Annotated in this window: 24 protein-coding genes; 13 read left to right on the forward strand and 11 right to left on the reverse strand. The window is 65.4% G+C overall.

What is annotated here, in order from left to right:
• Positions 1 to 38: 38 nt before the first annotated feature.
• Positions 39 to 344, reverse strand: a complete 306-nt coding sequence (locus IB261_RS23120) for an aspartate-semialdehyde dehydrogenase (protein ID WP_081515872.1) — start codon at positions 342 to 344, stop codon at positions 39 to 41.
• Between the two features lie 226 nt (positions 345 to 570).
• On the opposite strand from IB261_RS23120, the gene rapA reads away from it, so the two are divergent.
• Positions 571 to 3,423 carry an RNA polymerase-associated protein RapA gene (rapA, locus tag IB261_RS23125; RefSeq protein WP_192381061.1) on the forward strand — a complete coding sequence of 951 codons (2,853 nt, stop codon included), beginning with the start codon at positions 571 to 573 and terminating at the stop codon, positions 3,421 to 3,423.
• A 216-nt stretch (positions 3,424 to 3,639) separates the two neighbouring features.
• A complete protein-coding gene (gene uspN / locus IB261_RS23130) occupies positions 3,640 to 4,092 on the forward strand; it encodes a universal stress protein UspN (RefSeq protein WP_081515874.1) in 453 nt (150 codons plus the stop codon).
• Positions 4,093 to 4,172: 80 nt separating this feature from the next.
• Here the strand turns inward: uspN and IB261_RS23135 are convergent, their stop codons facing one another.
• Positions 4,173 to 5,831, reverse strand: coding sequence for a phosphoethanolamine transferase (locus IB261_RS23135; protein ID WP_192381060.1), 1,659 nt, complete (start codon positions 5,829 to 5,831; stop codon positions 4,173 to 4,175).
• Between the two features lie 292 nt (positions 5,832 to 6,123).
• Between IB261_RS23135 and IB261_RS23140 the strand changes: the two genes are divergently transcribed.
• The gene (locus tag IB261_RS23140; RefSeq protein WP_192381059.1) at positions 6,124 to 8,286 is read left to right on the forward strand and encodes a putative bifunctional diguanylate cyclase/phosphodiesterase; all 2,163 of its coding nucleotides are present in this window, start codon (positions 6,124 to 6,126) and stop codon (positions 8,284 to 8,286) included.
• Positions 8,287 to 8,302: 16 nt separating this feature from the next.
• Here the strand turns inward: IB261_RS23140 and IB261_RS23145 are convergent, their stop codons facing one another.
• Both IB261_RS23145 and IB261_RS23150 read right to left on the reverse strand, forming a co-directional pair.
• Positions 8,303 to 9,094, reverse strand: a complete 792-nt coding sequence (locus IB261_RS23145) for a hydroxypyruvate isomerase family protein (protein WP_192381058.1) — start codon at positions 9,092 to 9,094, stop codon at positions 8,303 to 8,305.
• Complete coding sequence (locus IB261_RS23150) at positions 9,091 to 9,990, reverse strand: NAD(P)-dependent oxidoreductase (protein ID WP_081515881.1); 900 nt, start codon at positions 9,988 to 9,990, stop codon at positions 9,091 to 9,093. The genes IB261_RS23145 and IB261_RS23150 overlap by 4 nt, the downstream gene beginning before the upstream one ends.
• Positions 9,991 to 10,146: 156 nt before the next feature.
• On the opposite strand from IB261_RS23150, the gene IB261_RS23155 reads away from it, so the two are divergent.
• The 4 genes from IB261_RS23155 to phnE are packed head-to-tail and all read left to right on the forward strand — an operon-like array spanning position 10,147 to position 13,410.
• Positions 10,147 to 11,004, forward strand: coding sequence for a putative selenate ABC transporter substrate-binding protein (locus tag IB261_RS23155; RefSeq protein WP_192381057.1), 858 nt, complete (start codon positions 10,147 to 10,149; stop codon positions 11,002 to 11,004).
• The gene (locus IB261_RS23160; RefSeq protein WP_192224020.1) at positions 11,001 to 11,807 is read left to right on the forward strand and encodes a phosphonate ABC transporter ATP-binding protein; all 807 of its coding nucleotides are present in this window, start codon (positions 11,001 to 11,003) and stop codon (positions 11,805 to 11,807) included. Before IB261_RS23155 ends, IB261_RS23160 begins: the two co-directional genes overlap by 4 nt.
• Complete coding sequence (locus IB261_RS23165) at positions 11,801 to 12,643, forward strand: PhnE/PtxC family ABC transporter permease (RefSeq protein WP_081515886.1); 843 nt, start codon at positions 11,801 to 11,803, stop codon at positions 12,641 to 12,643. Before IB261_RS23160 ends, IB261_RS23165 begins: the two co-directional genes overlap by 7 nt.
• Positions 12,640 to 13,410 (forward strand): phosphonate ABC transporter, permease protein PhnE, encoded by a 771-nt coding sequence (phnE, locus tag IB261_RS23170; RefSeq protein WP_081515888.1) that lies wholly within the window; start codon positions 12,640 to 12,642, stop codon positions 13,408 to 13,410. The genes IB261_RS23165 and phnE overlap by 4 nt, the downstream gene beginning before the upstream one ends.
• Before the next feature lie 67 nt (positions 13,411 to 13,477).
• Here the strand turns inward: phnE and IB261_RS23175 are convergent, their stop codons facing one another.
• Entirely contained in the window at positions 13,478 to 13,843 is a 366-nt protein-coding gene (locus IB261_RS23175) for a DUF5064 family protein (RefSeq protein ID WP_081515890.1), read from the reverse strand.
• Between the two features lie 66 nt (positions 13,844 to 13,909).
• Positions 13,910 to 14,227: a DUF2288 domain-containing protein gene (locus tag IB261_RS23180; RefSeq protein ID WP_081515892.1), complete on the reverse strand. Its 318-nt coding sequence runs from the start codon at positions 14,225 to 14,227 to the stop codon at positions 13,910 to 13,912.
• Between the two features lie 308 nt (positions 14,228 to 14,535).
• On the opposite strand from IB261_RS23180, the gene IB261_RS23185 reads away from it, so the two are divergent.
• The 6 genes from IB261_RS23185 (at position 14,536) to IB261_RS23210 (ending at position 19,940) form a co-directional block, all read left to right on the forward strand.
• Positions 14,536 to 15,657 carry a branched-chain amino acid ABC transporter substrate-binding protein gene (locus IB261_RS23185; protein WP_081515893.1) on the forward strand — a complete coding sequence of 374 codons (1,122 nt, stop codon included), beginning with the start codon at positions 14,536 to 14,538 and terminating at the stop codon, positions 15,655 to 15,657.
• A 116-nt stretch (positions 15,658 to 15,773) separates the two neighbouring features.
• A complete protein-coding gene (gene livH, locus IB261_RS23190; protein WP_081515895.1) occupies positions 15,774 to 16,697 on the forward strand; it encodes a high-affinity branched-chain amino acid ABC transporter permease LivH in 924 nt (307 codons plus the stop codon).
• Positions 16,694 to 17,950 (forward strand): high-affinity branched-chain amino acid ABC transporter permease LivM, encoded by a 1,257-nt coding sequence (locus IB261_RS23195; protein ID WP_081515897.1) that lies wholly within the window; start codon positions 16,694 to 16,696, stop codon positions 17,948 to 17,950. The genes livH and IB261_RS23195 overlap by 4 nt, the downstream gene beginning before the upstream one ends.
• Entirely contained in the window at positions 17,947 to 18,714 is a 768-nt protein-coding gene (livG, locus tag IB261_RS23200) for a high-affinity branched-chain amino acid ABC transporter ATP-binding protein LivG (RefSeq protein WP_081515899.1), read from the forward strand. The genes IB261_RS23195 and livG overlap by 4 nt, the downstream gene beginning before the upstream one ends.
• A gap of 3 nt (positions 18,715 to 18,717) precedes the next feature.
• Positions 18,718 to 19,419 carry an ABC transporter ATP-binding protein gene (locus IB261_RS23205; protein WP_045210454.1) on the forward strand — a complete coding sequence of 234 codons (702 nt, stop codon included), beginning with the start codon at positions 18,718 to 18,720 and terminating at the stop codon, positions 19,417 to 19,419.
• A 188-nt stretch (positions 19,420 to 19,607) separates the two neighbouring features.
• Positions 19,608 to 19,940 (forward strand): hypothetical protein, encoded by a 333-nt coding sequence (locus tag IB261_RS23210; protein ID WP_192381056.1) that lies wholly within the window; start codon positions 19,608 to 19,610, stop codon positions 19,938 to 19,940.
• A 52-nt stretch (positions 19,941 to 19,992) separates the two neighbouring features.
• On the opposite strand, the gene IB261_RS23215 is transcribed toward IB261_RS23210, so the two are convergent.
• From IB261_RS23215 to xerD, 5 genes are all read right to left on the reverse strand, one after another.
• The gene (locus tag IB261_RS23215; RefSeq protein ID WP_192224017.1) at positions 19,993 to 20,274 is read right to left on the reverse strand and encodes a DUF3509 domain-containing protein; all 282 of its coding nucleotides are present in this window, start codon (positions 20,272 to 20,274) and stop codon (positions 19,993 to 19,995) included.
• A 181-nt stretch (positions 20,275 to 20,455) separates the two neighbouring features.
• Positions 20,456 to 21,865 carry a threonine synthase gene (gene thrC / locus IB261_RS23220; protein ID WP_192381055.1) on the reverse strand — a complete coding sequence of 470 codons (1,410 nt, stop codon included), beginning with the start codon at positions 21,863 to 21,865 and terminating at the stop codon, positions 20,456 to 20,458.
• A 90-nt stretch (positions 21,866 to 21,955) separates the two neighbouring features.
• A complete protein-coding gene (locus IB261_RS23225; protein WP_024766890.1) occupies positions 21,956 to 23,260 on the reverse strand; it encodes a homoserine dehydrogenase in 1,305 nt (434 codons plus the stop codon).
• A 174-nt stretch (positions 23,261 to 23,434) separates the two neighbouring features.
• The gene (locus IB261_RS23230) at positions 23,435 to 24,163 is read right to left on the reverse strand and encodes a thioredoxin fold domain-containing protein (RefSeq protein ID WP_081515907.1); all 729 of its coding nucleotides are present in this window, start codon (positions 24,161 to 24,163) and stop codon (positions 23,435 to 23,437) included.
• 226 nt (positions 24,164 to 24,389) lie between these two features.
• Positions 24,390 to 25,286, reverse strand: a complete 897-nt coding sequence (xerD, locus tag IB261_RS23235; RefSeq protein WP_081515909.1) for a site-specific tyrosine recombinase XerD — start codon at positions 25,284 to 25,286, stop codon at positions 24,390 to 24,392.
• Positions 25,287 to 25,304 lie beyond the last annotated feature (18 nt).

Consider the following 25,304-nt stretch of genomic DNA (forward strand, 5'->3'; position numbering starts at 1 on the left):
GGGTACTCAGCGATGGGCCAGTCTACTCCGCCGCCGGGTCAGACCTCGACATCGATCCACAGTCCCTTGCGCTGGGCGGCCTGTACGTCTTCGCCCAGTTCCTCGACTTCCTCCAGTTCCTCCAGCGCCTCGCCCTCGGGCGTGCCATCGGCGAGCTGGCGACGCTTGCGCCGGCGCTGGTATTCCTCGCGCAGCGCCTGTTCGTCAGGGCGACGCTCCAGTTCCACGCCGGCATTGCCCGCGCTGGGGGCAGGCGGAGTCACCGGGGCGACATCCGGTCGCGGCTTGGGCACGTCCTGCTGGGCAGTGACGGGTGCCAGACTATGGGGAATGGGCGGCAGCATCGAGTGTTCCTGGGGGCAAGCCCTGTGGAGAAGTGCGCTGACAAGTCCTCTGGTCAGGCTATCGGCCGGAGCACTACAGACTTGAGTGCGCCTCGCTACACTTTCCACGATTCGCGATGAGTGCGTGCCTCCAACTGCTCTTGCCGATGATTCGGGCGACCGGAGGTGCCGACGGCCATCGCTGAACGCTGCGCGTTCCGGTACCATAGCCGGCTTTTTTTGGGAGGTGTCCATGGCGCAGTATCAACCCGGTCAACGCTGGATCAGCGACAGTGAAGCGGAACTCGGCCTGGGGACCATCCTGGCGCTGGACGGCCGCATGCTCACGGTGCTCTATCCCGCCACCGGTGATACCCGCCAGTACGCCGAGCGCAATGCGCCGCTGACCCGTGTGCGCTTCGCCCCGGGCGATCAGATCACCCATTTCGAAGGCTGGAAGATGACCGTCCGCGAAGTGGACGAGATCGACGGCCTGCTGATCTACCACGGCATCACCGCGCAGAACGAGCAGCACACCGTCCCGGAAACCCAGCTGTCGAACTTCATCCAGTTCCGCCTGGCCAGCGACCGCCTGTTCGCCGGGCAGATCGACCCGATGTCCTGGTTCGGCCTGCGCTACCACACCCTGGAACACCGCACCCGCCTGCTGCAGTCCTCGCTCTGGGGCCTGGGCGGCGCACGCGCGCAACCCATCGCGCACCAGCTGCACATCGCCCGCGAAGTCGCCGACCGCATGGCGCCGCGCGTCCTGCTGGCCGACGAAGTGGGCCTGGGCAAGACCATCGAAGCGGGCCTGGTGATCCATCGCCAGCTGCTCTCCGGCCGCGCCAGTCGCGTACTGATCCTGGTGCCGGAAAACCTGCAGCACCAGTGGCTGGTGGAAATGCGCCGGCGCTTCAACCTGGAAGTCGCCCTGTTCGACCGCGAGCGTTTCGTCGAGAGCGATGCCAGCAACCCCTTCGAAGACACCCAGCTGGCCCTGGTGGCACTGGAGTGGCTGCGCGAGGACGAGAAGGCCCAGGACGCGCTGTTCGCCGCCGAGTGGGACCTGCTGGTGGTCGACGAAGCCCACCACCTCGTGTGGCACCCGGAACAGGCCAGCGCCGAATACCAGCTGGTTGAGCAACTCTCTCAGGTCATCCCCGGCGTGCTGCTGCTCACCGCGACCCCGGAACAGCTCGGCCTGGACAGCCACTTCGCCCGTCTGCGCCTGCTCGACCCGGACCGCTTCCACGATCTGGAGGCCTTCCGCACCGAAAGCACCCAGTACCGCCCGGTCGCCGAAGCGGTGCAGGAACTGGTGGACCAGGGCAGCCTCTCCCCCACCGCTCGCCAGGCTATCCATGGCTTCCTCGGCAGCGCGGGCGACGAGCTGCTGGCCAGCGTCGAGGCCGGCAATGAAGATGCCCGCGCCCGCCTGGTACGCGAACTGCTCGACCGCCACGGCACCGGCCGCGTGCTGTTCCGCAACACCCGCGCCGCCGTGCAGGGCTTCCCGGAGCGCCAGCTGCATCCCTATGTGCTGACCAACCCGATCGAGTACATGGAACTGCCGCTGGGCGAGCACCCGGACCTCTACCCGGAAGTCAGCTTCCAGGCCCAGGCCGAGGACGGCGACGAGAACGCCCGCTGGTGGCGCTTCGACCCGCGCGTCGACTGGCTGATCGACACCCTGAAGATGCTCAAGCAGTACAAGGTGCTGGTGATCTGCGCCCACGCCGAGACCGCCCTGGACCTGGGCGACGCGCTGCGCGTGAAGTCCGGCATCCCGGCCAGCGCGTTCCACGAGGGCATGAGCATCCTCGAGCGCGACCGCTCCGCCGCCTACTTCGCCGATGAAGAATTCGGCGCGCAGGTGCTGATCTGTTCGGAAATCGGCAGCGAAGGCCGCAACTTCCAGTTCGCCCATCACCTGGTGCTGTTCGACCTGCCGGCCCACCCGGACCAGCTGGAGCAGCGCATCGGCCGCCTCGACCGGATCGGCCAGAAGCACACCATCCAGATCCACGTGCCGCACCTGGAGAACAGCCCGCAGGAACGCCTGTTCCAGTGGTACCACCAGGCGCTCAACGCCTTCCTCAACACCTGCCCCACCGGCAACGCCCTGCAGCATCGCTTCGGCCCGCGCCTGGTGGAACTGCTGGACGGCGGCGACGACGACGCCTTCGAGGCCCTGCTGGCCGAAGGCACCGCCGCCCGCGAAGCGCTGGAAGCCGAGATGCACAACGGCCGCGACCGCCTGCTGGAGCTGAACTCCGGTGGCGCCGGCGAGGGCGAGGCGCTGGTGGAAGAGATCGAGGAGCAGGACGACCAGTTCGCCCTGCCGATCTACATGGAACGCCTGTTCGACACCTACGGTATCGACAGCGAGGATCACTCCGAGAACGCGCTGATCCTGCGCCCGAGCGAGAAGATGCTCGACGCCAGCTTCCCGCTGGGCGACGACGAAGGCGTGACCGTCACCTACGACCGCGCCCAGGCCCTGGCCCGCGAAGACATGCAGTTCCTCACCTGGGAACACCCCATGGTGCAGGGCGGCATGGACCTGGTGCTGTCCGGCTCGCTGGGCAACACCTCGGTGGCGCTGATCAAGAACAAGGCGCTCAAGCCCGGCACCGTGCTGCTGGAGCTCCTGTTCGTCAGCGAAGCCGTGGCGCCGCGCAAGCTGCAGCTGGGCCGCTTCCTGCCGCCGGTGGCGCTGCGCTGCCTGATGGACGCCAACGGCAACGACCTGTCCTCGCGTGTGTCCTTCGAGACCCTGAACGACCAGCTGGAAAGCGTGCCGCGCGCCAGCGCCAACAAGTTCGTGCAGGCGCAGCGTGATGTACTGGCCAAGCAGTTCGCCCAGGCCGAGACCAAGATCACCCCGCGCCATGCCGAGCGCGTCGAAGCCGCCCGCCAGCAACTGACCGCGACCCTGGACGAGGAACTGGCGCGCCTGACCGCGCTCAAGGCCGTCAACCCCAGCGTGCGCGACAGCGAGCTGGACGCCCTGCGCAAGCAGCGCGACGACAGCCTGGCGCTGCTGGAAAAGGCCTCCCTGCGCCTGGAAGCGATCCGCGTACTGGTCGCCGGCTGATCCCCGCCATCGCGTCATGAAGAAGCCGCCACCGGGCAACCGGTGGCGGCTTTTTTCATGCCTGGCCGGAGCACCGGCCGACTTCGAAACACCCCGTTACGCCGCTCTATTCCCGGCACGATCGGACACACCGACTACCATTGACGCTGCGCAAGGGAATCTCGCCCATGGGGGGATAGAGTTTCCTTACCAAGCCACTCATTGAGGGAACACATCATGTACGAGCGCATTCTGGTAGCGGTGGACGGCAGCCCGGTTTCCGACCGTGCCCTGGTCGAAGCGGCCAAGCTGGCCCAGCTGAGCGGCGGCGAGCTGCGGGTCATCACCATCGTCGACAGCCCGCTGCGCCATCTGCCCGACTACGCCGTGTACTACAACCCGGAGCCGCTGCGCGAAGCCGCGCTGAAGGCTGCCGATGACATCCTCGCCAAGGCGAAGGACAAGGTCGCCGAGTTCCCGGTGAAAACCAGCTTCGAGCGGGTCTGCCAGGAACGCGCCAGCGAAGAGATCGCCGAGCGCATCGAGGTCGAGGCCGAAGCTTCCAAGGCCGACATCATCGTCATGGGCACCCATGGCCGCCGTGGCGTGCGCCGGCTGATGCTGGGCAGCGTGGCCGAAGGCCTGCTGCGCGTCAGCAACCGCCCGGTGCTGCTGGTTCGCGAGAAGTAACAGCCCGCGCAAAGACAAAAGGCCCTGCGGCTCTCGCCGCAGGGCCTTTTTCATGGCCGCCGTTCAGGCCGGCCCTCAAGTCATTGCGCGGCAGTCATGTCGCGCCTGCAGGAGTGGAAGATATCCAGGTCCGGCTGGTACAGGCTGGTGTGCACGCCGTAAAGACCGAGCACCGAGTGGAACAGGTTGTCGTGGCTCAGCTCGGCGCCGTCGGCCTTCTTCTCCAGGCAACCGCGATCCACGCCCATGCCGCCCAGTGCACCGCTGCCGAACCACATCACCATGGGCACGTGGGTCTGCGCCTTCGGGGCGATAGCATAGGGCGCGGCATGCAGGTAGACGCCATTCTCGCCCAGCGACTCACCGTGGTCCGAGACATAGACCATCGAGGTGTCGAAGCGCTCCTGGTTCTGCTTGAGCAACTCGACCACCCTGGACAGGAAGAAATCGGTGTAGAGGATGGTGTTGTCGTAGACGTTCACCAGTTCCTCGCTGCTGCAACTGCCCAGCTGGTTGGTGCGGCACACCGGGGTGAAGCGCTCCAGCGACTTGGGATAGCGCTCGTAGTATTCCGGGCCGTGGCTGCCGTCGGCGTGCAGGACAATGATGGCGTTGTCCTTCAGGCCATCGATGTAGGCCTGCAGGTTCTGCAGCAGGGCTTCGTCCAGGCAGTTCTTGCCGTCGCAGAACGGGCCCGGCTGATCCTTCGGAATATCGCGATTGGGCACGCGCAGGCAGGTGCCCTTGCAGTCGCTGTTGTTGTCCAGCCAGAGCACCGACACGCCGACGCGCTGGAGGATGTCCAGCAGCCCCTGGTTGGTCTTGCCCTTCTTGTCGCTGTAGTCCTCGCGGGGGAACCTGGAGAACATGCAGGGCACCGACACCGCGGTGGAAGTGCCGCAGGAGCTGACGTTGGTGAAGTTGAGGATGTCGAGTTTCTTCAGTTCCGGATTGGTGTCGCGGGCGTAGCCGTTGAGGGAGAAGTGGTCCGCGCGGGCGGTTTCGCCAACCACGAAGATCATCAGCGACTTGCGGCCATCGGCACTCACCTTGCGCGGCATCACTGCGTCCTCGCCGATGGGCTGCACCACCAGGTTTTCCTTGATGCCCAGGCGCTGCTTGGTGAACTTGCTCACCGCGTAGATGTAGTTGGTCGGGTTGATGAAGTGGGTCAGCTTCTCTTCCTGGCGGAACACCGGGGCGTAGGTGGAATAGAACGCCCCCACGCAGACGGCGACCATCACCAGGCAGCCGAAGATCACCAGCACCTTGTTCAGCAGGCCACGGAAGAACGGGCTGTAGCGCACCGGTGTCAGCCAGATGATCGCTGCCGGGAGCACGCCGAGCACCAGCAGGTAGCCGAACATGCGTGCACTGAACAACGCGGCGGCTTCGCCGGGATTGGTCTCGACGACGTTCTGCACCATCACGGTATCGATCACGACACCGTAGGAGTTCATGAAGTACGCCGCGGCCGCGGACACCAGCGCCACCAGGGTCAATGCCGGCTTGAGCAGCGGGCGGAACGACACCAGGGTCAGCAGCAGGGTGAAGGCCGCCCACAGGAAGAAGCCGAACGAGGCGAAGAACGCCACGCCCCACAGGCCCTCCATGGGCACCAGGCTGTTCAGCGCCCGCCAGGTGGCGAAGTTGTAGAACAGCACCAGTGCCAGCGAGAACACCAGGACCAGCCGCGCGGAACTGACCTGGGGGAAGAGGCGGCGCTTGCCCTCGGACATCGAGCGCACTCCTTACATCGAGAGTCGGATAGGAAATGGGATGGCCGACCCTGCCGGCCGGCGGCGCAACTCTAGCGGGCAGTTAGTCAAAAAAGTGTCAAGTTGGCTACAAGCTTCCGGTCGGCGGTCGGAACCGAGATCGGCTGGACACTTGGTACTACCGTACGTCGCGCGCCTCCCGGCATTGCGCCGAAAATTCAACGAGTTCCTTGCAGCGTCACCCGGGCTTCCTAGACTTGAAGCAAAGTGATATCAATCTGCCTCCTCCCCCGACATCCGGAGCATCCCGCCCATGGACTGGCACCAGGACGCCTTACCCGATGCTGTGCTGCTGGAGTGTTCTCACAACCCCGGACTGGTCCTGCTGGCCATCCTGATCGCCTGCGTCGCCAGCTTCGTCGCGCTGAACATCACAGCGAGGATGGTCCGGGCTCCGCAACACGCACACCGCTGGCAGTGGGTCGGCGGCATCTGCCTGGGCAGCGGCATCTGGTCGATGCACTTCGTTTCCATGCTGGCCTTCCACGCTTCGGTGCCGCTGCACTTCACCGGCGGCCTGACGCTGCTTTCGCTGCTCATCGCCATCGCCATCTGCGTGATCGCCATGCGCCTGCTCGCCCACGCCGGGCTGAGCCCGCTGCAGTACCTGCTGGCCGCCTGCTGCATCGGCGCCAGCATCGCCGGCATGCACTACACCGGCATGGCCGCCATCGAGTCACCACCGATGCAGCACTACGATCCGCTGCTGGTCACCCTCTCGGTGCTGATGGCCGTGCTGGTGGCCTTCGTCGCCCTGGTGCTGGCACCGGTGCTCAATCGCCAGCCGGCAGGCCGCCAGTGGATCTACCAGACCCTCGCCAGCCTGCTGCTGGGCGGCGCCATTTCCAGCATGCACTTCACCGGCATGGCCGCACTGACCCTGACCCTGCCCAGTTGGGTAGCGCCGGTGGCGGACCTGGGGCGCAACAACGCCATCCAGCTCGGCCTGATGGTCGGCCTGCTGGCGCTGGCCGTGGTGCTGGCCGGGCTCTGGGCGGCCTGGATCGAGGACAGCCTGGAAAGCAAGGTGAGCGAGCTGAGCCGGGTCAACGCACTGCTCAACCAGTTGGACAGTGCCAACGCCTCCCTGCAGAAACTGGCGCGCTTCGACGGCCTCACCGGCCTGCATAACCGCAATGCACTCAATGACGAGTTCGAGGCCCGCCTGCAACGCAACCGGCAGAAGGCCCAGGGGATGGCAGTCATCCTGCTGGACCTGGACCACTTCAAGCGGGTCAACGACTCCCTCGGCCACGCCGCTGGCGATGAACTGCTGTGCATCGTCTCCGAGCGCATCCGCAGCGCGCTGCGCAGCACCGACCTGCTGGCGCGCTTTGGTGGCGACGAGTTCTGCATCCTCGCGGACCTTGGCGAAGATCACGAAGCGCGCATCCTCGCCCAGCGTCTGATGCAACGCATGAAGGAACCGATCAGCATTGCCGGGCGCAGCCTGGTGATGACCATGAGCGTCGGTATCAGCCTGTTCCCCAACGACAGCGAGCAACCTGAAGAACTGCTCAAGCACGCCGACCTCGCGCTGTACCAGTCCAAGGGCAACGGCCGCAATGCCACGCATTTTTTCAGTCCGCACCTGAAAACCAAGGCGACCCAGGAACTGCAGCTGGAAGAGGAGTTGCGCAAGGCACTGTGGGACGACGAACTGGTGCTCTACTACCAACCTATCCTGCGCATCGACCACGGCGAAGTGGAGCAGCTCGAAGCCCTGGTGCGCTGGAAGCACCCGACCCACGGCCTGCTGGCACCGGATCGCTTCATCGGGCTGGCGACCGCCAACGGGCTGATCGGCGCGCTGGATGCCTGGGTGCTGCGCCGCGCCTGCGAGGACCTGCGCCGCCTGCACGACCTCGGCTACAAGGACCTGCGGGTGGCGGTGAACTGCTGCGCCAGCAACCTGGGCCGCGAAGGGCTGGTCGATGAGGTCCAGCAGACTCTCGCCGACACCGGCCTCGCCGCCCGCTACCTGGAGATGGAAGTCACCGAGAACGCCGTGATGTCCAACATCAGCCAGGCCATCCCGCTGCTCAATCGCCTGCGCGACCTGGGCGTGAGCCTGTCCATCGACGACTTCGGCACCGGCTATTCGTCCCTGTCCTACCTGCGCCAGCTGCCGCTGGATGCGCTGAAGGTGGACCGTTCCTTCATCCGCGACGTGCCGCAATCACGGCGTGACAGCGAGATCGCCCAGGCCATCATCGCCATGGCGCAGAAGCTGCACCTTAAGGTGATCGCCGAGGGCGTGGAGCACGCGCAGCAACTGGCGTTCCTGCGCGACAACCATTGCGAGCTGGCCCAGGGCTACCTGTTCAGCCGGCCCCTGCCCCTCTCCGCGCTGGTGGAGTTCCTCGACGCCTACCGCGAGGACAGCGACTCGGCGCTGCTGCGCAGCCAGGCCTGAGGCCCGTGATCCAGGCTCAGAAGTCGAACCTGCCGGCGCGCCAGCGCGGCAGCCAGCGCAGGGAGTCGGCGGTGGTGCCGGTGGGGCGGTACTCGGCGCCCAGCCAGCCGTCGTAGCCGACGTCGTCGAGCACCTGCAGCGGCACTTCGAACTCCATCTCGCCCGAGCCCGGTTCGCCGCGTTCGGGGTAGTCGGCGAACTGCACGTGGCCGATCTGGCCCATCAGGGCGTAGATGCAATCCACCAGTTCCAGGCCCATGCGCGCCATGTGGTAGAGGTCCAGCTGCGCGCGCAGGTTCTCCCGAGCCACGCGCTCGAGCATGTCCTGCAGGTGCTCGGGGGTGTTGAGCAGGAAGTCCTTCATGTCGTGGCAGTTGATGGCTTCCATCAGCACGTCGGTGCCGCTGCCGGCGAAGGCATCGCAGGTGGCGCGCAGACGCTCGGCGAGGGTCTGCAGCGCGACCTCGCGCTCCAGCCCTTCGACCAGCCGGCCGGCCAGCACGTTGATGTGCTGCGGCTTGACGATGCTCACATAGTCCAGCGCCTTGGCCAGCGCCGCTTCGAACTCCGCCGCACGCTCCGGTACGGCGGCGATGCCGGGACCGCCCTGCATCAGGTCACCGGCCGGCAGGTTGATCAGCACCAGCGGCAGGCCGGCTTCGTCCAGTGCGGCTTTCAGGTCCTGCGCGGGGACGTCGTAGGGAAACTGGATCTCCACGCCCTCGAAACCGGCCTTGGCGGCGGCGTCGATACGCTGCAGCAGCGGGACTTCGGTGAACAGCAGGGACAGGTTGGCGCAGAGTTTCATGCGGGGAATTCCTTTGACTGACGGTATTGCTCGACCAGGGTAGCCGGGTCGCGTTCGAGATTGCCCTGGCTGCCATGCAGGCGCATCAGCTGCGCGGCAAGGCCGCTCATGGGCGTGGCCGAGCCTTCCTCGCGGGACAGCCTGACGGCGGTATCCAGGTCCTTGAGCAGTGTGCGCACGTGCCACTTCACCGGCTCGAAGCGGCTCTCGGCCATCTGCGGGGCAAGAATCTGCAAGGGCTTGGAATCGGCGAAACCGCCGGCCAGGGCCGGGGCGATCAGCCTGGCATCGACGCCGGACTGCTCCGCCAGCGCCACCACTTCGGCGATCACCAAGGCGTTGCAGGCGACGATCATCTGGTTGCACACCTTGGTCACCTGGCCTGCGCCGACATCGCCCATGCGCGTCAGGCGCTGGCCGAGGTGGGCGAGGATCGGCCGTACGCGCTCGATATCCTCGACGCGGCCGCCGGCCATGATCGCCAGGGTGCCGGCCTCGGCACCCGGCGTGCCGCCGGAAACCGGCGCATCGACCCAGCGCATGCCGGTGCGTGCTGCAAGCTCGGCGGCCATCTCGCGGGTGGCGGCCGGTTCGAGACTGGAGAAGTCCACCAGCACCTGGCCGGCGCGGGCGCCTTCCACGATGCCACCGGCGCCGAACACCACTTCGCGCACGGCGGCGGTATCGGCCAGGCAGAGCATCACCACTTCGGCGTCGGCGCAAAGCTGCGCGGGCGTTTCAACGGCCGTGGCGCCTTCGGCGGCCAGCAGCTCGCGCTTGCCGGCGGAGCGGTTCCACACGGCCAGCGGGTAGCCCGCGGCGAGCAGGCGGCGCGTCATGGGTACCCCCATCAGGCCGAGACCGGCAAAAGCGAGGGATGGCAAAGGGGACGACATGGGGTGATCTCCAGTTCGACAGCAGGACGGGCACGGGGAGGCGGCATTCTAACAGGCGCGAAGTTGACCCGGCGGACGACGTGCCAGCTGCCAAACAGGCGCGCCGCCACTATACTCCCGGAGTTTTTTCCGCCATTGAACCGGAGAACTCTCCCCATGCTGAAACGCTCCCTGGCGCTCGCCGCCGGTTTTGCCCTGTCCCTGTCCGCCGTTTTCGCCCACGCCGACACCCCGAAAGAACTGAAAGTCTCGGCCATTCCCGATGAAGCCCCCACCGAACTGCTGCGCAAGTTCAAGCCGCTGGGTGCCTATCTGGAAGAGCAACTGGGCATGCCGGTGAAGTTCATCCCGGTGTCCGACTATGCCGGCGTGGTCGAAGCCCTGGCTTCGGATCGCCTCGACATGGCCTGGCTGGGCGGCTTCACCTTCGTCCAGGCGCGCCTGAAGACCGGCAACGCTATCCCGCTGGTACAGCGCGAGCAGGACCAGCAGTTCACCAGCAAATTCATCACTGCCGACCCGAACGTGAAATCGATCCAGGACCTCAAGGGCAAGACCTTCGCCTTCGGTTCCGTGTCGTCCACCTCCGGCAGCCTGATGCCGCGCTACTTCATGCAGAAGGACGGCGTGGTGCCCGAGCAGTTCTTCTCCCGCGTAGCCTACTCCGGCGCCCACGACGCCACCGTCGCCTGGGTCCAGGCCGGCAAGGTCGACGCCGGCGTGCTGAACGCCTCCGTCTGGCAGAAGCTGGTGGACAGCGGCAAGGTCGACACCAACAAGGTGAAGGTCTTCGCCACCACCCCGACCTACTACGACTACAACTGGACCGTGCGCGGCAACCTCGACCCGGCCCTGGCCGAGAAGATCAGGAAGGCCTTCCTCGCCCTCGACCCGAGCAAGCCGCGCGACAAGGAAATCCTCGACCTGCAGGCGGCCAGCCGTTTCATCGACACCAAGCCGGAAAACTACAAGGGCATCGAGGAATCGGCGCGCGCCGCCGGCCTGCTGAAGTGACCCTGAAACTGACCGGCGTGGAGCACATCCACGCCAACGGCCAGCGCTCGCTCGCCGGTATCGACCTCAGCGTCGCTGCCGGTGAACGGGTGGCGATCATCGGCCCGTCGGGTGCGGGCAAGACCACCCTGCTGCGTATCCTCGCCACTGCACTGAAGCCCGCTGCCGGCAGTTTCGACCTGCTCGGCACCCAGCCCTGGGCGCTGAGTGGTCCTGCGCGCCAGCGCCTGCGCTCGCGCATTGCCCTGGTGCACCAGGCTCCTCCGCTGCCACCGCGCCAGCGGGTGGTCACCGCCGTGCTCGCCGGCCGCCTCGGCCAGTGGCCGCTGTGGAAAAGCCTGGCCAGCCTGCTCTACCCCGTCGACAGCGCCGGCGCCCGCAGCGAACTGCAGCGCCTGGACCTGGGCGACAAGCTCTTCGAGCGCTGCGACCAGCTCTCGGGCGGCCAGTTGCAACGGGTCGGCATCGCCCGTGCGCTGTACCAGCAGGCCGAAGTGCTGCTGGCCGATGAACCCGTCTCGGCCATGGACCCGGTGCTCGCCGGCCATACCCTCGGCGTACTCACCCGTGAAGCGCAGAACCGTGGCGTGACGCTGCTGGCCAGCCTGCATGCGGTGGACCTGGCGCTGGAGCACTTCCCGCGTATCGTCGGCGTACGCGACGGACGCATCGCCTTCGACAAGGCGGCGGAGAACGTCACTCCCGAGGACCTGCGCGCCCTCTACGCCAACGAGCAACTCGGCCAGCAGGACGCTTCCTCGCCGGTGGGCAAACCGCTGGTGGTGCAGATTCCGCGATGCTGAACCCCGCACTTTCCAGGAGCCCGCCGCGCGACCCGGCGGCGTTGCCGCGCCTGCTGCTCACCCTGCTTGCCCTGGCCTTGCTGTGGCCGGGCCTGCACCTGTCCGAGCTGGATATCGCCGGCCTGTTCAGCGGCGACAACGCGCGGACCATGGCCAACTTCCTCGGCGGCTTCTGGCCGCCGGCCCATGACGAGGAATTCCTCGCCCTGCTCGGCCGCGCCACCCTGGAAACCCTGGCCATCGCCACTGCCGGCATGGCGCTGGCCTGGCTGATCGCCTTCCCTGCCGCACTGCTGGCGACCCGCGCGCTCTCGATCTCCGCCCTGCCCCGCGGTGGCCTACCGGCCTGGTGGGCGCGGGCGCTGCGCTGGCCAGTGCGCGGGTTGCTCATCGTGCTGCGCAGCGTGCCAGAAATCGTCTGGGCGCTGCTGTTCGTCCGCGCCGTGGGTCTGGGCCCCACCGCCGGGGTGCTGGCCATCGCCATCACTTACGGCGGCATGCTCGGCAAGGTCTACGCGGAAATCTTCGAATCGGTGGACCCGCGCCCGACCCGCGCCCTGTTGCTGGGCGGCGGTTCCCGGCTGCAGGCCTTCGCCTATGGCGTACTGCCCTCGGCCGCGCCGGAACTCATCTCCTACACCGTCTACCGCTGGGAATGCGCGATCCGCGCCTCGGTGGTGATGGGCTTCGTCGGCGCCGGCGGTCTCGGCCAGCAGATCGACCTGTCGCTGCGCATGTTCGCCGGGGGCGAGGTGGCAAGCATCCTGCTGATGTTCCTGGTGCTGGTGCTGGGCGCCGACCTGCTCAGCCGCTTCCTGCGCGGGAGGCTCGAATGACCGGCCTGCTGCGCAGCCTGGGCTGGCTGCTGCTGATCCTGCTCGCCATCGGCGCGTCCTTTGCCTACCTGGAAATGGACACCGGCGGACTGTTCGACGCGCGCGGCCTCGGCCAGATGCTCGACTACGGCCGCGACTTCCTCGCGCCGGACCTGAGCGCCACGCACCTCACGGCAGTCGGTCGCGGCGCCCTGGAAACCCTGGCGATGTCCGCCATCGGCACCCTGCTTGCGGCGCTGCTGGGCATGTTGCTCGCGCTACCGGCGGCCGGGCGTTTCGGGCGTATCGCCCAAAGTCTTTCGCGGCTGTTCCTGAATGCCCTGCGCGCGGTGCCGGAGCTGGTCTGGGGCGCGCTGATGGTGCTGGCCGCCGGGCTCGGCCCGAACGCCGGCACGCTCGCGCTGGCACTGCACACCGGCGGCGTGCTCGGCCGGCTGTTCGCCGAGGCGCTGGAAAATACCCCGACCGCCCCGGCGGAAGCCGTGCGCCTGGCCGGCGGCGGACGCGTCGCCGCCTTCGCCTACGGCACCCTTCCGGCGGTCTGGCCGCAGTTGGTGGCGTACATGCTCTATCGCTGGGAGAACAACATCCGCATGGCCAGCGTGCTCGGCTTCGTCGGTGCAGGCGGCCTGGGGCAGATGCTGTATTTCAGCCTCAGCCTGTTCCAGCAGGCCCAGGCGGCCACAGTGATCATCGCCATGCTGCTGCTGGTGCTGTGCGTCGACAGCCTCAGCGCCTGGGCGCGGCAGCGCTGGGTGAGCCACTGAGTTCTGTGGCAGATGACGCACAACAAAAAGCCCGGCACATGGCCGGGCTTTTCTTTGAATGCGTCGCTTACGAATCGCCGTGGATGACCTTGTCCAGGTCGATCGGGTCGCCAGGGTTGGTGCCGAGTTTCTGGCGGATGTCCTCGAACATCGCGTCGTACTCCTTGTGGTTGCGCACCATCGAGCCGAACCGTGGATGCAGGCCATGCTTCTGCGCGATGCGGGTAGCATCGCTGGCAAAGTTGAAGGCCTGCTCCTTGGGCATGTCCCACTCTTCGGTAAAGGAATTACCGTCGATTTCGCCCTTCATGGTGAAGTGGACGATGGTGCCCTTTTCCACATCCTTGCGGACTTCATAGTTGATGTGAGCGTCAATCTCCTGCTGCCCCAGCCCCGGCAGGGACTGGAGATGCAGATGGCCCGGTTCGAACATGGCGAATCTCCTTCTATGGAATCCCGACAGTCTAGCCGGCCTTTTCGAATTGGAAATCGCCCTGCGTCAGTGCACGGACTCTTTTCGAACTCTTTCTTGAACCAACACCCAGGGCGCAATCACCACCGCCCAGAGTTCCGGGTCACGGTCGTGGAAGTCCTGCGCCAGCTTTTCGTCGACCTTGCTCAGATCACCACTGGCCAGCCAGGCGGCAACCTTGGTCCGGTCGTCCTCGGCCACGCCCATCGCGACCTCCACCAGATCGGCGCAAGCCGCGACCTTGAGCAGGTTGCCGCGGGCGAAGAAGGGCGCGAGCTCCTGCCAGGAAATCTTCGCGGTTTCGCCAAGCAACTTGGCATAGAGGGTGCTAGCTTGTTCAGTCATGAATCTCACCTGGTAAACGAACGGCGCCATGATAGCGCCGGGACCGCGCCAGGCAAGGTTCGGACGGCGTTTTCGCTGGTGACGGAAACCCACAAGGAAAAGTCATACAGCGCCGTTTTTCTGTACGTTTGTTTCAATCTTGCGACATGCCCACAATCGGCTGCCCGCCACCCGCTTTTCAAGCGGTCCGGCGGCACTCTACACTGTACCGGTACAGTTGCCGGTGGGTCTGTCCGGGGCAATCCCGGTCCGGTGAGCCGCTGGCGACCAGGACTACAAAAACGAAAACACAAGAAGAGTGGAGCATTATGAAAAAGGGTACTCAGCGTCTTTCCCAGCTGTTCACCGCCATGGCCCTGGCCGGCGTTGCCAGCTTCTCCATGGCCGCCGACACCATCAAGATTGCTCTGGCCGGCCCGGTGACCGGCGCAGTCGCCCAGTATGGGGAGATGCAGTTCATTGGCGCGAAGATGGCCATTGAGCAGATCAACAAGGCCGGCGGCGTCGACGGCAAGCAACTCGAAGGCGTGGTCTACGACGACGCTTGCGATCCGAAACAAGCCGTGGCCGTTGCCAACAAGATCGTCAACGATGGCGTCAAGTTCGTCGTTGGCCACCTGTGCTCCAGCTCCACTCAACCGGCTTCGGACATCTACGAAGACGAAGGCGTGATGATGATCACCGCCGCTTCCACCAGCCCGGACATCACTTCCCGTGGCTACAAGCTGATCTTCCGCACCATCGGTCTGGACAGCCTGCAGGGCCCGACCGCCGGCAAGTTCATCGCCGAGCACATCAAGCCCAAGACCGTGGCCGTGATCCACGACAAGCAGCAGTACGGCGAAGGCATCGCCACTGCCGTGAAGAAGACCCTGGAAGACGCTGGCATCAAGGTCGCCCTGTTCGAAGGCATCAACGCCGGCGACAAGGACTTCTCCGCGATGATCGCCAAGCTCAAGCAGGCCAAGGTCGACTTCGTCTACTACGGCGGCTACCACCCGGAGCTGGGCCTGATCCTGCGCCAGGCTTCCGAGAAAGGCCTGAAAGTCGGCTTCATGGGTCCGGAAGGCGTGGGTAACAAAGAGATCTCCGCCATCGCCGGCCCGGCTTCCGAAGGCCTCTACGTGACCCTGCCGAAGTCCTTCGACCAGGATCCGAAGAACCAGGCCCTGGTTGACGCCTTCAAGGCCAAGAACGAAGACCCGAGCGGTCCGTTCGTGTTCCCGGCCTACGCCGCCGTCCAGGTTATCGCCGAAGGCATCAAGAAAGCCGGCAGCGAAGACACCGACAAGGTGGCAGCCGCGCTGCGCGCCAACACCTTCGCGACGCCGACCGGTGACCTGGGCTTCGACGAGAAGGGCGACCTGAAGAACTTCAACTTCGTGGTCTACCAGTGGCACAAGGACGGCACCAAGACCGAAGCCAAGTAAGCCACCCGCCACCACACAAAGCCCACTGCCCACGCAGTGGGCTTTGTTTATCCGAGTATTCCGGGGGTCCGTCGCGCCACAAGCGCCGCTTCACGCGACGCCCGAGGAGTTAGGTAATGCCTGAGCTCTATCACTACCTGCAACAGCTGATCAACGGCCTCACCGTCGGCAGCACCTATGCCCTGATCGCCATCGGCTACACCATGGTCTACGGCATCATCGGCATGATCAACTTCGCCCATGGCGAGGTGTACATGATTGGCTCGTACGTAGCCTTCATCGTGATCACGGGGCTGGCCATGATGGGGATCGTTAGTCTCCCTGTCGTTATCATCTGCACCTTTGCCGCGGCGATCATCGTCACCAGCGCCTACGGCTACACCATCGAACGGATCGCCTATCGGCCCCTGCGTGGAAGCAACCGGCTGATTCCGCTGATCTCCGCGATCGGCATGTCGATCTTCCTGCAGAACGAGGTTCTGCTGGCCCAGGATTCCAAGGACAAGGCAATCCCCAACCTGCTGCCGGGCAACTTCATCATCGGCGCGGACGAGATGACCGGCGTGACCATCTCGTACATGCAGGTGCTGATCTTCATCGTCACCCTGCTGACCATGTACGGCCTGTCCATGTTCATTTCCCGCTCCCGCCTGGGGCGCGCCTGTCGTGCCTGCGCGGAAGACCTGAAGATGGCCAACCTGCTGGGCATCAACACCAACAACATCATCGCCCTGACCTTCGTCATCGGCGCCACCCTGGCCGCCGTGGCCGCGGTGCTGCTGGGCCTGCAGTATGGCGTGATCAACCCGCATATCGGCTTCCTCGCCGGCATCAAGGCGTTCACCGCCGCGGTGCTGGGTGGCATTGGCAGCATTCCGGGCGCCATGCTCGGCGGCCTGGTGCTGGGCGTTGCCGAAGCCTTTGGCGCCGACGTGTTCGGTGACCAGTACAAGGACGTGGTGGCGTTCACCCTGTTGGTGCTCGTGCTGCTCTTCCGCCCCACTGGCCTGCTCGGTCGCCCGGAGGTGGAAAAGGTATGAGCCAGAAACTCAAGACCGCCTTCTTCAGCGCCCTGCTGGTGATGGCCGTCGCCTATCCGGTGCTGGGCATCAAGCTCAGCGTGATCGGCATCGGCCTGCAGCTGGAGAACGTCAGCCCTGCCCGCCTGTGGACCATCGCCGCCTGCGCCGTGCTGATGTTCGTCTGGCAACTGGTGCGTGATCGCTTCGCCTTCGGCGGCAGCGTGAAACAGGCGCTGTCGCACCCGCACACCAAGCTGGCCGAACGTCTGACCCACGCCTCCGTGCAACGCAAGATCATCATGGTGCTGATTCTCGTCGCCCTCGCCTGGCCGTTCTTCGGCTCGCGCGGCGCGGTGGACATCGCCACCCTGATCCTGATCTACGTGCTGCTGGGCCTGGGCCTGAACATCGTCGTGGGCCTGGCCGGCCTGCTCGACCTCGGCTACGTCGGCTTCTACGCCGTGGGCGCCTACAGCTATGCGCTGCTGTCGCACTACTACGGCCTGGGCTTCTGGGTGTGCCTGCCGATCGCCGGCCTGATGGCCGCGTTCTTCGGCTTCATCCTCGGCTTCCCGGTGTTGAGGTTGCGCGGTGACTACCTCGCGATCGTGACCCTGGGCTTCGGCGAGATCATCCGCATCCTGCTGCGCAACATGACCTGGCTCACCGGCGGCCCCAACGGCATCAGCAACATCGAGAAGCCGACGCTGTTCGGCCTCACTTTCGAGCGCCGCGCCCCCGAGGGAATGCAGACCTTCCACGAGTTCTTCGGCATCGCCTACAACTCGAACTACAAGGTCGTGTTCCTCTACCTGGTCGCGCTACTGCTGGTACTGCTGGTGCTGTTCGTGATCAACCGTCTGCTGCGCATGCCCCTGGGCCGCGCCTGGGAAGCCCTGCGCGAAGACGAGATCGCCTGCCGCGCGCTGGGTTTGAACCCGACGCTGATCAAGCTCTCCGCCTTCACCCTCGGCGCCTGCTTCGCCGGTTTCGCCGGCAGCTTCTTCGCCGCGCGCCAGGGTTTGGTCACACCGGAGTCGTTCACCTTCATCGAATCGGCCATCATCCTCGCCATCGTGGTGCTGGGTGGCATGGGTTCCCAGCTCGGCGTCATCCTGGCCGCCGTGGTGATGATCCTGCTGCCCGAACTGATGCGTGAGTTCAGCGAGTACCGCATGCTGATGTTCGGCGCCCTCATGGTGCTGATGATGATCTGGCGTCCGCAGGGGCTTCTGCCCATGCAGCGCCCGCACCTGGAGTTGCGAAAATGAGCCGACCGATTCTTGAAGTAGCCGGCCTCACCATGCGCTTCGGCGGGCTGCTGGCCGTCAACAACGTCGCCCTGAAGGTCCAGGAGAAACAGGTGATCTCGATGATCGGCCCCAACGGCGCCGGCAAGACCACCGTGTTCAACTGCCTGACCGGCTTCTACGCGCCCACCGGCGGCGAAATCCTGCTGCGCGGCGAGCCCATCCAGGGCCTGCCGGGCCACAAGATCGCCCACAAGGGCGTGGTGCGGACCTTCCAGAACGTACGTCTGTTCAAGGAGATGACCGCGGTGGAGAACCTGCTGGTGGCGCAACACCGGCACATCAACACCAACTTCCTCGCCGGCCTGCTCAAGACCCCGGCCTTTCGTCGCGCGGAAGCCGAGGCCCTGGACTACGCCTCCCACTGGCTGGAAATCGTCAACCTCAAGGACATCGCCAACCGTCCGGCGGGCACCCTCGCCTACGGCCAGCAGCGCCGCCTGGAGATCGCCCGCTGCATGATGACCCGTCCGCAGCTGCTGATGCTGGACGAGCCGGCGGCCGGCCTGAACCCGCGGGAAACCGAGGACCTCAAGGCGCTGATCGCGATGCTGCGCTCCGAGCACGGCGTCACTGTCCTGCTCATCGAGCACGACATGAAGCTGGTGATGAGCATTTCCGACCACATCTACGTGATCAACCAGGGTACCCCGCTGGCGGACGGCACCCCGGAGGAAATCCGCGGCAACCCGGATGTGATCAAAGCCTATCTGGGGGAGTCCTGAGTCATGCTGAAGTTCGACAAGGTTTCCACCTTCTACGGCAAGATCCAGGCGCTGCACGACGTCAGCATGGAAGTCCAGCAGGGTGAGATCGTCACCCTGATCGGCGCCAACGGCGCCGGCAAGTCGACCCTGCTGATGACCCTGTGCGGCTCGCCGCGCGCCTCCTCCGGCAGCATCACCTACATGGGCGAAGAGCTGGTCGGCAAGGAATCCTCCGTGATCATGCGCAAGAGCATCGCCGTCGTGCCCGAAGGCCGTCGCGTGTTCGCCCGCCTGACCGTGGAAGAGAACCTCGCCATGGGCGGCTTCTTCACCAGCAAGGGTGACTACCAGGAGCAGATGGACAAGGTCCTGGGGCTCTTCCCGCGCCTGAAGGAACGCTTCAACCAGCGTGGCGGCACCATGTCCGGCGGCGAACAGCAGATGCTCGCCATCGGCCGTGCGCTGATGAGCAAGCCCAAGCTGCTGCTGCTCGACGAGCCGTCGCTGGGCCTGGCGCCGATCATCATCCAGCAGATCTTCGACATCGTCGAACAGCTGCGCCAGGAAGGCGTGACCGTCTTCCTCGTCGAGCAGAACGCCAACCAGGCGCTCAAGCTCGCCGACCGCGGCTATGTGCTGGAGAACGGTCGCATCGTCATGCAGGACACCGGCGCCAACCTGCTGGTGAACCCCAAGGTGCGCGACGCGTACCTCGGCGGCTGATCCTTCCCGCTGCGATGAGAAACGGCCCTTCGGGGCCGTTTTTTATTGGCGAGCGGTCCGCACCGTTCTTGTAGGAGCGAGCTTGCTCCTACAGCGACTCCGCCATTTCTGCCGCATCTCCCGCTGCATCCGACAGACAATCGATCAGGGCTCACCAAGCATCTGCGGATACAACCAGGAGAGCTGCCATGAACGCTGACCATCTCGCCGACACCCTCGCTGTGCTGCGCAAGCTCGCCCAGGGCATCGACCCGCGCCACAACTCCCCCCTGGCCGTCGACGATCCCTGCCAGACACCGGAAGTGATCCGCGCCCTGTTCCACGCCATCCACGCACTGGAAATGCCTGCCCCGAAGCCACGCGCCCTGCCCCAGCAGGCCGGCAAACCCTGGCAGGCGGAAGAGGAAACAGTGCTGCTGCAGCGCTTCGAGGCCGGGGAGACCGTGGCCGCCATCGCCCGTGAACATGGCCGCACCACGGGCGGCATCCGCTCACGCCTGAAGTACCTGGGCAAGTTATAGGCCCGGAAACGAAAACGCCGCCCATTGGGCGGCGCTTTCGTTGCAAGGTCGATCAGGTGCCGTAGCTCAGCACCTGCGCACGCTGGCGCAACTGGGAAACGACATCGTCCTCCATGCGGCCTTCAGAGATCAGCAGGTCGCGGCGAATGGTCTGCACCGCCTCTTCGCTCTGCTCATGGTCCGCCAGGTGCTGGCCTTCGATGACGCGTCGCAGAATAACGTCTCCATCGTTGTTGGTGAGGGTCAGAATGCGGCCGCCATCGGGGCGTGCCGGGCCCAGGGAGGGAGCGTAGGGAGCGAAGGTCTCGGTCAGCAGGGCGCTCAGCCGGTCCATGTCGTATCTCCTTGTTGCGAAATGAAAAACACGCAGAAAAAGACCGCACGATCGGCGATAAAGTTCGCCGTTGTCAGTACCGTTGGTCATGACGGCATGTTTCGCGAATGCTCCAAAGGCCGATTCGCGGCCATGAAAAAGCCCGCCAGGAGGCGGGCTTCTTCGAACGGCGATCCGCGCTTTAGAGCGGTTTTCCGCGGTTGCCGTGGGCGCTGACGAAGGCCTGGACCTTGGCCAGTTCGTTCGGCAGCACGGTGCAACGCTCTTCACGCTGGAACAGGTCGGTCAGGTGCGCCGGCAGTGCCGGAACAGCCTCGATGCCGGCCTGCTCCACGGCTTCCGGGAACTTGACCGGATGCGCGGTACCCAGGGTGACCATGGGCACGGCCAGGCTGCGACGGCACTCGCGAGCGGCACGTACGCCGATGGCGGTGTGCGGGTCCAGCAGCTCGCTGGACTCCGCGAAGACCTGGGCGATGGTCTCGCAGGTTTCCTCGTCGCTCACCGCCAGCGAATCGAACAGGCGGCGCGCTTCGGTCCAGCGGTCATCCTCGACGGCCAGCTTGCCGGTGGCCTTGAAGTTGTCCATCAGCTCGGCGACAGCCTTGCCGTTGCGGCCGTGCAGGTCGAACAGCAGGCGCTCGAAGTTGGACGAGACCATGATGTCCATGGACGGCGACAGCGACGCGTGCAGGGTGTCCTTGTCGTAGCGGTTGCCGGACATGAAGCGGTGCAGGATGTCGTTGCGGTTGGTCGCGACGATCAGTTGGCTGACCGGCAGGCCCATGTTGCGCGCCAGGTAGCCGGCGAAGATGTCACCGAAGTTGCCGGTGGGCACCGAGAAGGCCACGGAGCGGGCCGGTGCGCCGAGCTGCAGGGCGGCGTGGAAGTAGTAGACGATCTGGGCCATGATCCGCGCCCAGTTGATCGAGTTCACCGCCACCAGACGGGTGCCTTTCAGGAAGCCCTGGTCGGCGAAGCTGGCCTTGACCATCTCCTGGCAGTCGTCGAAGTTGCCTTCGATGGCGATGTTGTGGATGTTCTCGCCGAGGATGGTGGTCATCTGACGGCGCTGCACCTCGGACACACGGTTGTGCGGGTGCATGATGAAGATGTCGACGTTCTCGCAGGCCTTGCAGCCTTCGATGGCCGCCGAGCCGGTGTCGCCGGAGGTGGCGCCCATGATCACCACGCGCTCGCCGCGCTTGGTCAGCACGTGGTCGAGCAGGCGGCCGAGCAGTTGCAGGGCGAAGTCCTTGAAGGCCAGGGTCGGGCCGTGGAACAGCTCCAGCACCCACTCATTGCCGTTGAGCTGGCGCAGCGGCGCCACGGCGTTGTGGGCGAAGACACCATAGGTCTCTTCGAGGATCTTCTTGAAGTCGGCGTCGGAGATGCTGCCGGCAACGAACGGGCGCATCACGCGGAAGGCCAGTTCGTGGTACGGCAGGCCGGCCCAGGAGGCGATCTCTTCGACGGTGAAGCGCGGCAGGTTTTCCGGCACGTAGAGGCCGCCATCGCTGGCGAGGCCGGCGAGCAGGACGTCTTCGAAGTTCAGCGCGGGCGCCTGGCCGCGGGTACTGATGTAGCGCATGTTCAAAACCTTCGGTTTTGGCTTCAGGCCTCGGGCCTCAGGCTTCTGGCTGTTTCGCCTGCCGCCTGCCGCCCATGGCCTGCAGCCCGATTAATTCAGTTGTTCGACGCGGATGCGTACGACATTGCCGACGACGTCATCCAGCGCTTCCAGCGCGGCGATGGCTTCGATGATGCGGGACTCGAGCACGCGGTGGGTAACCAGGATCATCGGCACCAGACCGTCATGCTCTTCGACTTCCATCTGCATGATCGATTCGATGTTGATGCCGCGCTCGGAGAGGATGGTCGCCACCTGGGCCAGTACGCCCGGATGGTCCTTGGCCTGGATGCGCAGGTAATAGGCGCTTTCGCAGGCGTCGATCGGCAGGATCGGGTGGTCGGAGAGCGAGTCCGGCTGGAAGGCCAGGTGCGGCACGCGGTTCTCCGGGTCGGCGGTCATGGCGCGAACCACGTCCACCAGGTCGGCGACCACCGAGGAAGCGGTGGGCTCCATGCCGGCGCCAGCGCCGTAGAACAGCGTGGAACCCGCGGCATCGCCGTTGACCATGACCGCGTTCATCACGCCGTTCACGTTGGCGATCAGGCGGTCGGCCGGAATCAGGGTCGGGTGTACGCGCAGCTCGATACCCTTGTCGGTACGGCGGGCGACGCCCAGGTGCTTGATGCGATAGCCCAGGGCCTCGGCGTAGTTCACGTCGGCGGTGGTCAGCTGAGTGATGCCTTCGGTGTAGGCCTTGTCGAACTGCAGCGGAATGCCGAAGGCGATGGACGCCAGGATGGTCAGCTTGTGCGCGGCATCGATGCCTTCGACGTCGAAGGTCGGGTCGGCTTCGGCGTAGCCCAGCGCCTGGGCTTCCTTGAGCACGTCGGCGAAGGCGCGGCCCTTCTCACGCATTTCGGTGAGGATGAAGTTGCCGGTGCCGTTGATGATGCCGGCCAGCCAGTTGATGCGGTTGGCGGCCAGGCCCTCGCGGATCGCCTTGATCACCGGGATACCGCCGGCCACCGCGGCCTCGAAGGCGACGATGACGCCCTTTTCGCGGGCCTTGGCGAAGATTTCGTTGCCGTGCACGGCGATCAGCGCCTTGTTGGCGGTGACCACGTGCTTGCCGTTCTCGATGGCCTTGAGCACCAGCTCATGGGCCAGGGTGTAGCCACCGATCAGCTCGATGACCACGTCGATTTCCGGGTTGTTCGCCACGTCGAAGATGTCGGCAGTAATGGGGGTACTGCCGGTTTCACACTTCGGATTGGGGCGACGGGCGGCAATCTGCGCAACCTCGATACCACGCCCGGCACGGCGGGCAATCTCCTCGGCGTTGCGTTTGAGTACATTGAAGGTACCGCCACCGACGGTCCCCAACCCACAGATTCCCACTTTCACCGGTTTCACGCTGAAACTCCCCATGATTACAGCATCGGGGCGCCTGAGACGCCGATGCCCGCAACGAGGCGGGCATGGGAGCAGGCACCATGTCAGAACAGGCGGACTGCCTGTTCCCTAGTCAAAAGGAACCGAACATTACGAAGCGGTTCCGCATTAGTCAATCAGTGCGCAAGCCGCGGCTTACTTGGCTTCCAGAGCCAGCTTGGCGATCTGGCCGGCCGGCTGGTAGCCCGGCAGCAGGGTGCCGTCGGCGAGGATGATCGCCGGGGTGCCCTGCACACCGACCATCTGACCCAGGGCGAACTGCGCGTCCACCGGGTTTTCGCACTTGGCGGCCTTCACTTCCTTCTCGTGGAACATGTCGCTCATGGCCGCCTGGCGGTCCTTGGAGCACCACACGGCCTGGAGCTGGGCATCACCCGGCGAGTTCGGGCCCTGGCGCGGGAAGGCCAGGTAGCGCACTTCGATGCCGCGCTTCTGCAGCTCCGGCACTTCGGCGTGCAGCTTCTGGCAGTACGGGCAGGTGGTGTCGGTGAAGACGGTGATGTGCGCCTTGGTTTCGCCCTTGGCCGGGAACACCACCATGTCCTTGGCGGCGATGGCGTTGATGGTCTTGGCCACACCCGCGCTCTCGGCCTTCTCGGTCAGGTTGGTCGGCTTGCCGTCCTTCACCTGGTAGATGTTGCCCTGTACGACGAACTGGCCGTCGGCGCTGGCATAGAGAATGCGACCGCCCTTGAGCTGCACCTGGTAGATGCCTTCCAGGGGGCCCTTGGAGATGTTCTCGATGGGCAGGTCAGGCTGCAGGGACTGCAGGGTGGTGCGGATCGCCTGGTCCGGCTCGGCCGCCAGAGCGAGGGTGCTGACGAGGCCAAAAGCCGCGGCAGTCAGAAGTCGGGACAAACGCATGGAAAGCTCCTGATGTCAGTCGGCGAAGACTATCACACCGGACCGACAAGACCGAGCCAAAGGCTGTAGCGGGAAGCTTCGGCGGGAGTAGCGGTTAAGGCCTGGTCCGCAAAGATCGAACAAGATGTAGACATCCCTGTCGAGACGACCTGCCCAGGTTCAGCCCCAGCCCGGCCATCCGTAGCCGGGCGTTCGCGGGGCAACGCATGCGTTGCCAGCGCCCCACTCACCCACGCGGGTGGTGCTGGGCATGCAGGTCCTGCAGACGGGCACGGGCAATGTGCGTGTAGATCTGCGTGGTGGAGAGGTCGCTGTGCCCCAGCAGCATCTGCACCACACGCAGGTCGGCGCCGTGATTGAGCAGATGGGTGGCGAAGGCGTGGCGCAGGGTGTGCGGCGACAGGCTCTTGCCGATACCGGCCACCTTCGCGTGGAGCTTGATGCGGTGCCAGAAAGTCTGGCGGGTCATCTGCTCGCCGCGCAGGCTGGGGAACAGCACGTCGCTCGGCCGCCCGGCCAGCAGGTCGCCACGGGCCTCGCGCACGTAGCGTTCGATCCAGCGGATCGCCTCCTCGCCCAGCGGCACCAGGCGCTCCTTGCTGCCCTTGCCGAGCACGCGTACCACGCCCTGACGCAGGTTCACCTGCTCCAGGGTCAGGCCGACCAGCTCGCTCACGCGCAGGCCGCAGGCGTAGAGCACCTCCAGCATGGTGCGGTCACGCAGGCCGAGCGGATCGTCGGTCTCGGGCGCCGCGAGCAAGGCTTCCACATCCGATTCCGACAGCGACTTGGGTAGCGGCTTGCCCAGTTGCGGCAACTCCACCAGCAGCGTCGGGTCTTCGGCGATCAGGCCCTCGCGCAGGCAATAGCGGTAGAAACCGCGCAGCCCGGACAGGAAACGCGCCGTGGAACGGGCCTTGTAGCCCTCGCCCAGACGCCAGGCCAGGTGATCGAGGATCACGTCGCGCCCAGCGGACTCCAGTGCAACGCCGTGCTCGCCGAGCCAGCCATTGAAAAGCGCAAGGTCGCTGCCATAGGCACTGCGGGTGTTGTCGGACAGGCCCTTCTCCAGCCAGAGGGCATCGAGGAAGCGATCGATCAGCAAATGTGAAACCGGGGTCATTTCAGGCCATAGCAAAGG

The organism is Pseudomonas sp. PDM20 (assembly GCF_014852575.3).
In the GTDB taxonomy this organism is placed as follows: Bacteria; Pseudomonadota; Gammaproteobacteria; order Pseudomonadales; family Pseudomonadaceae; genus Pseudomonas.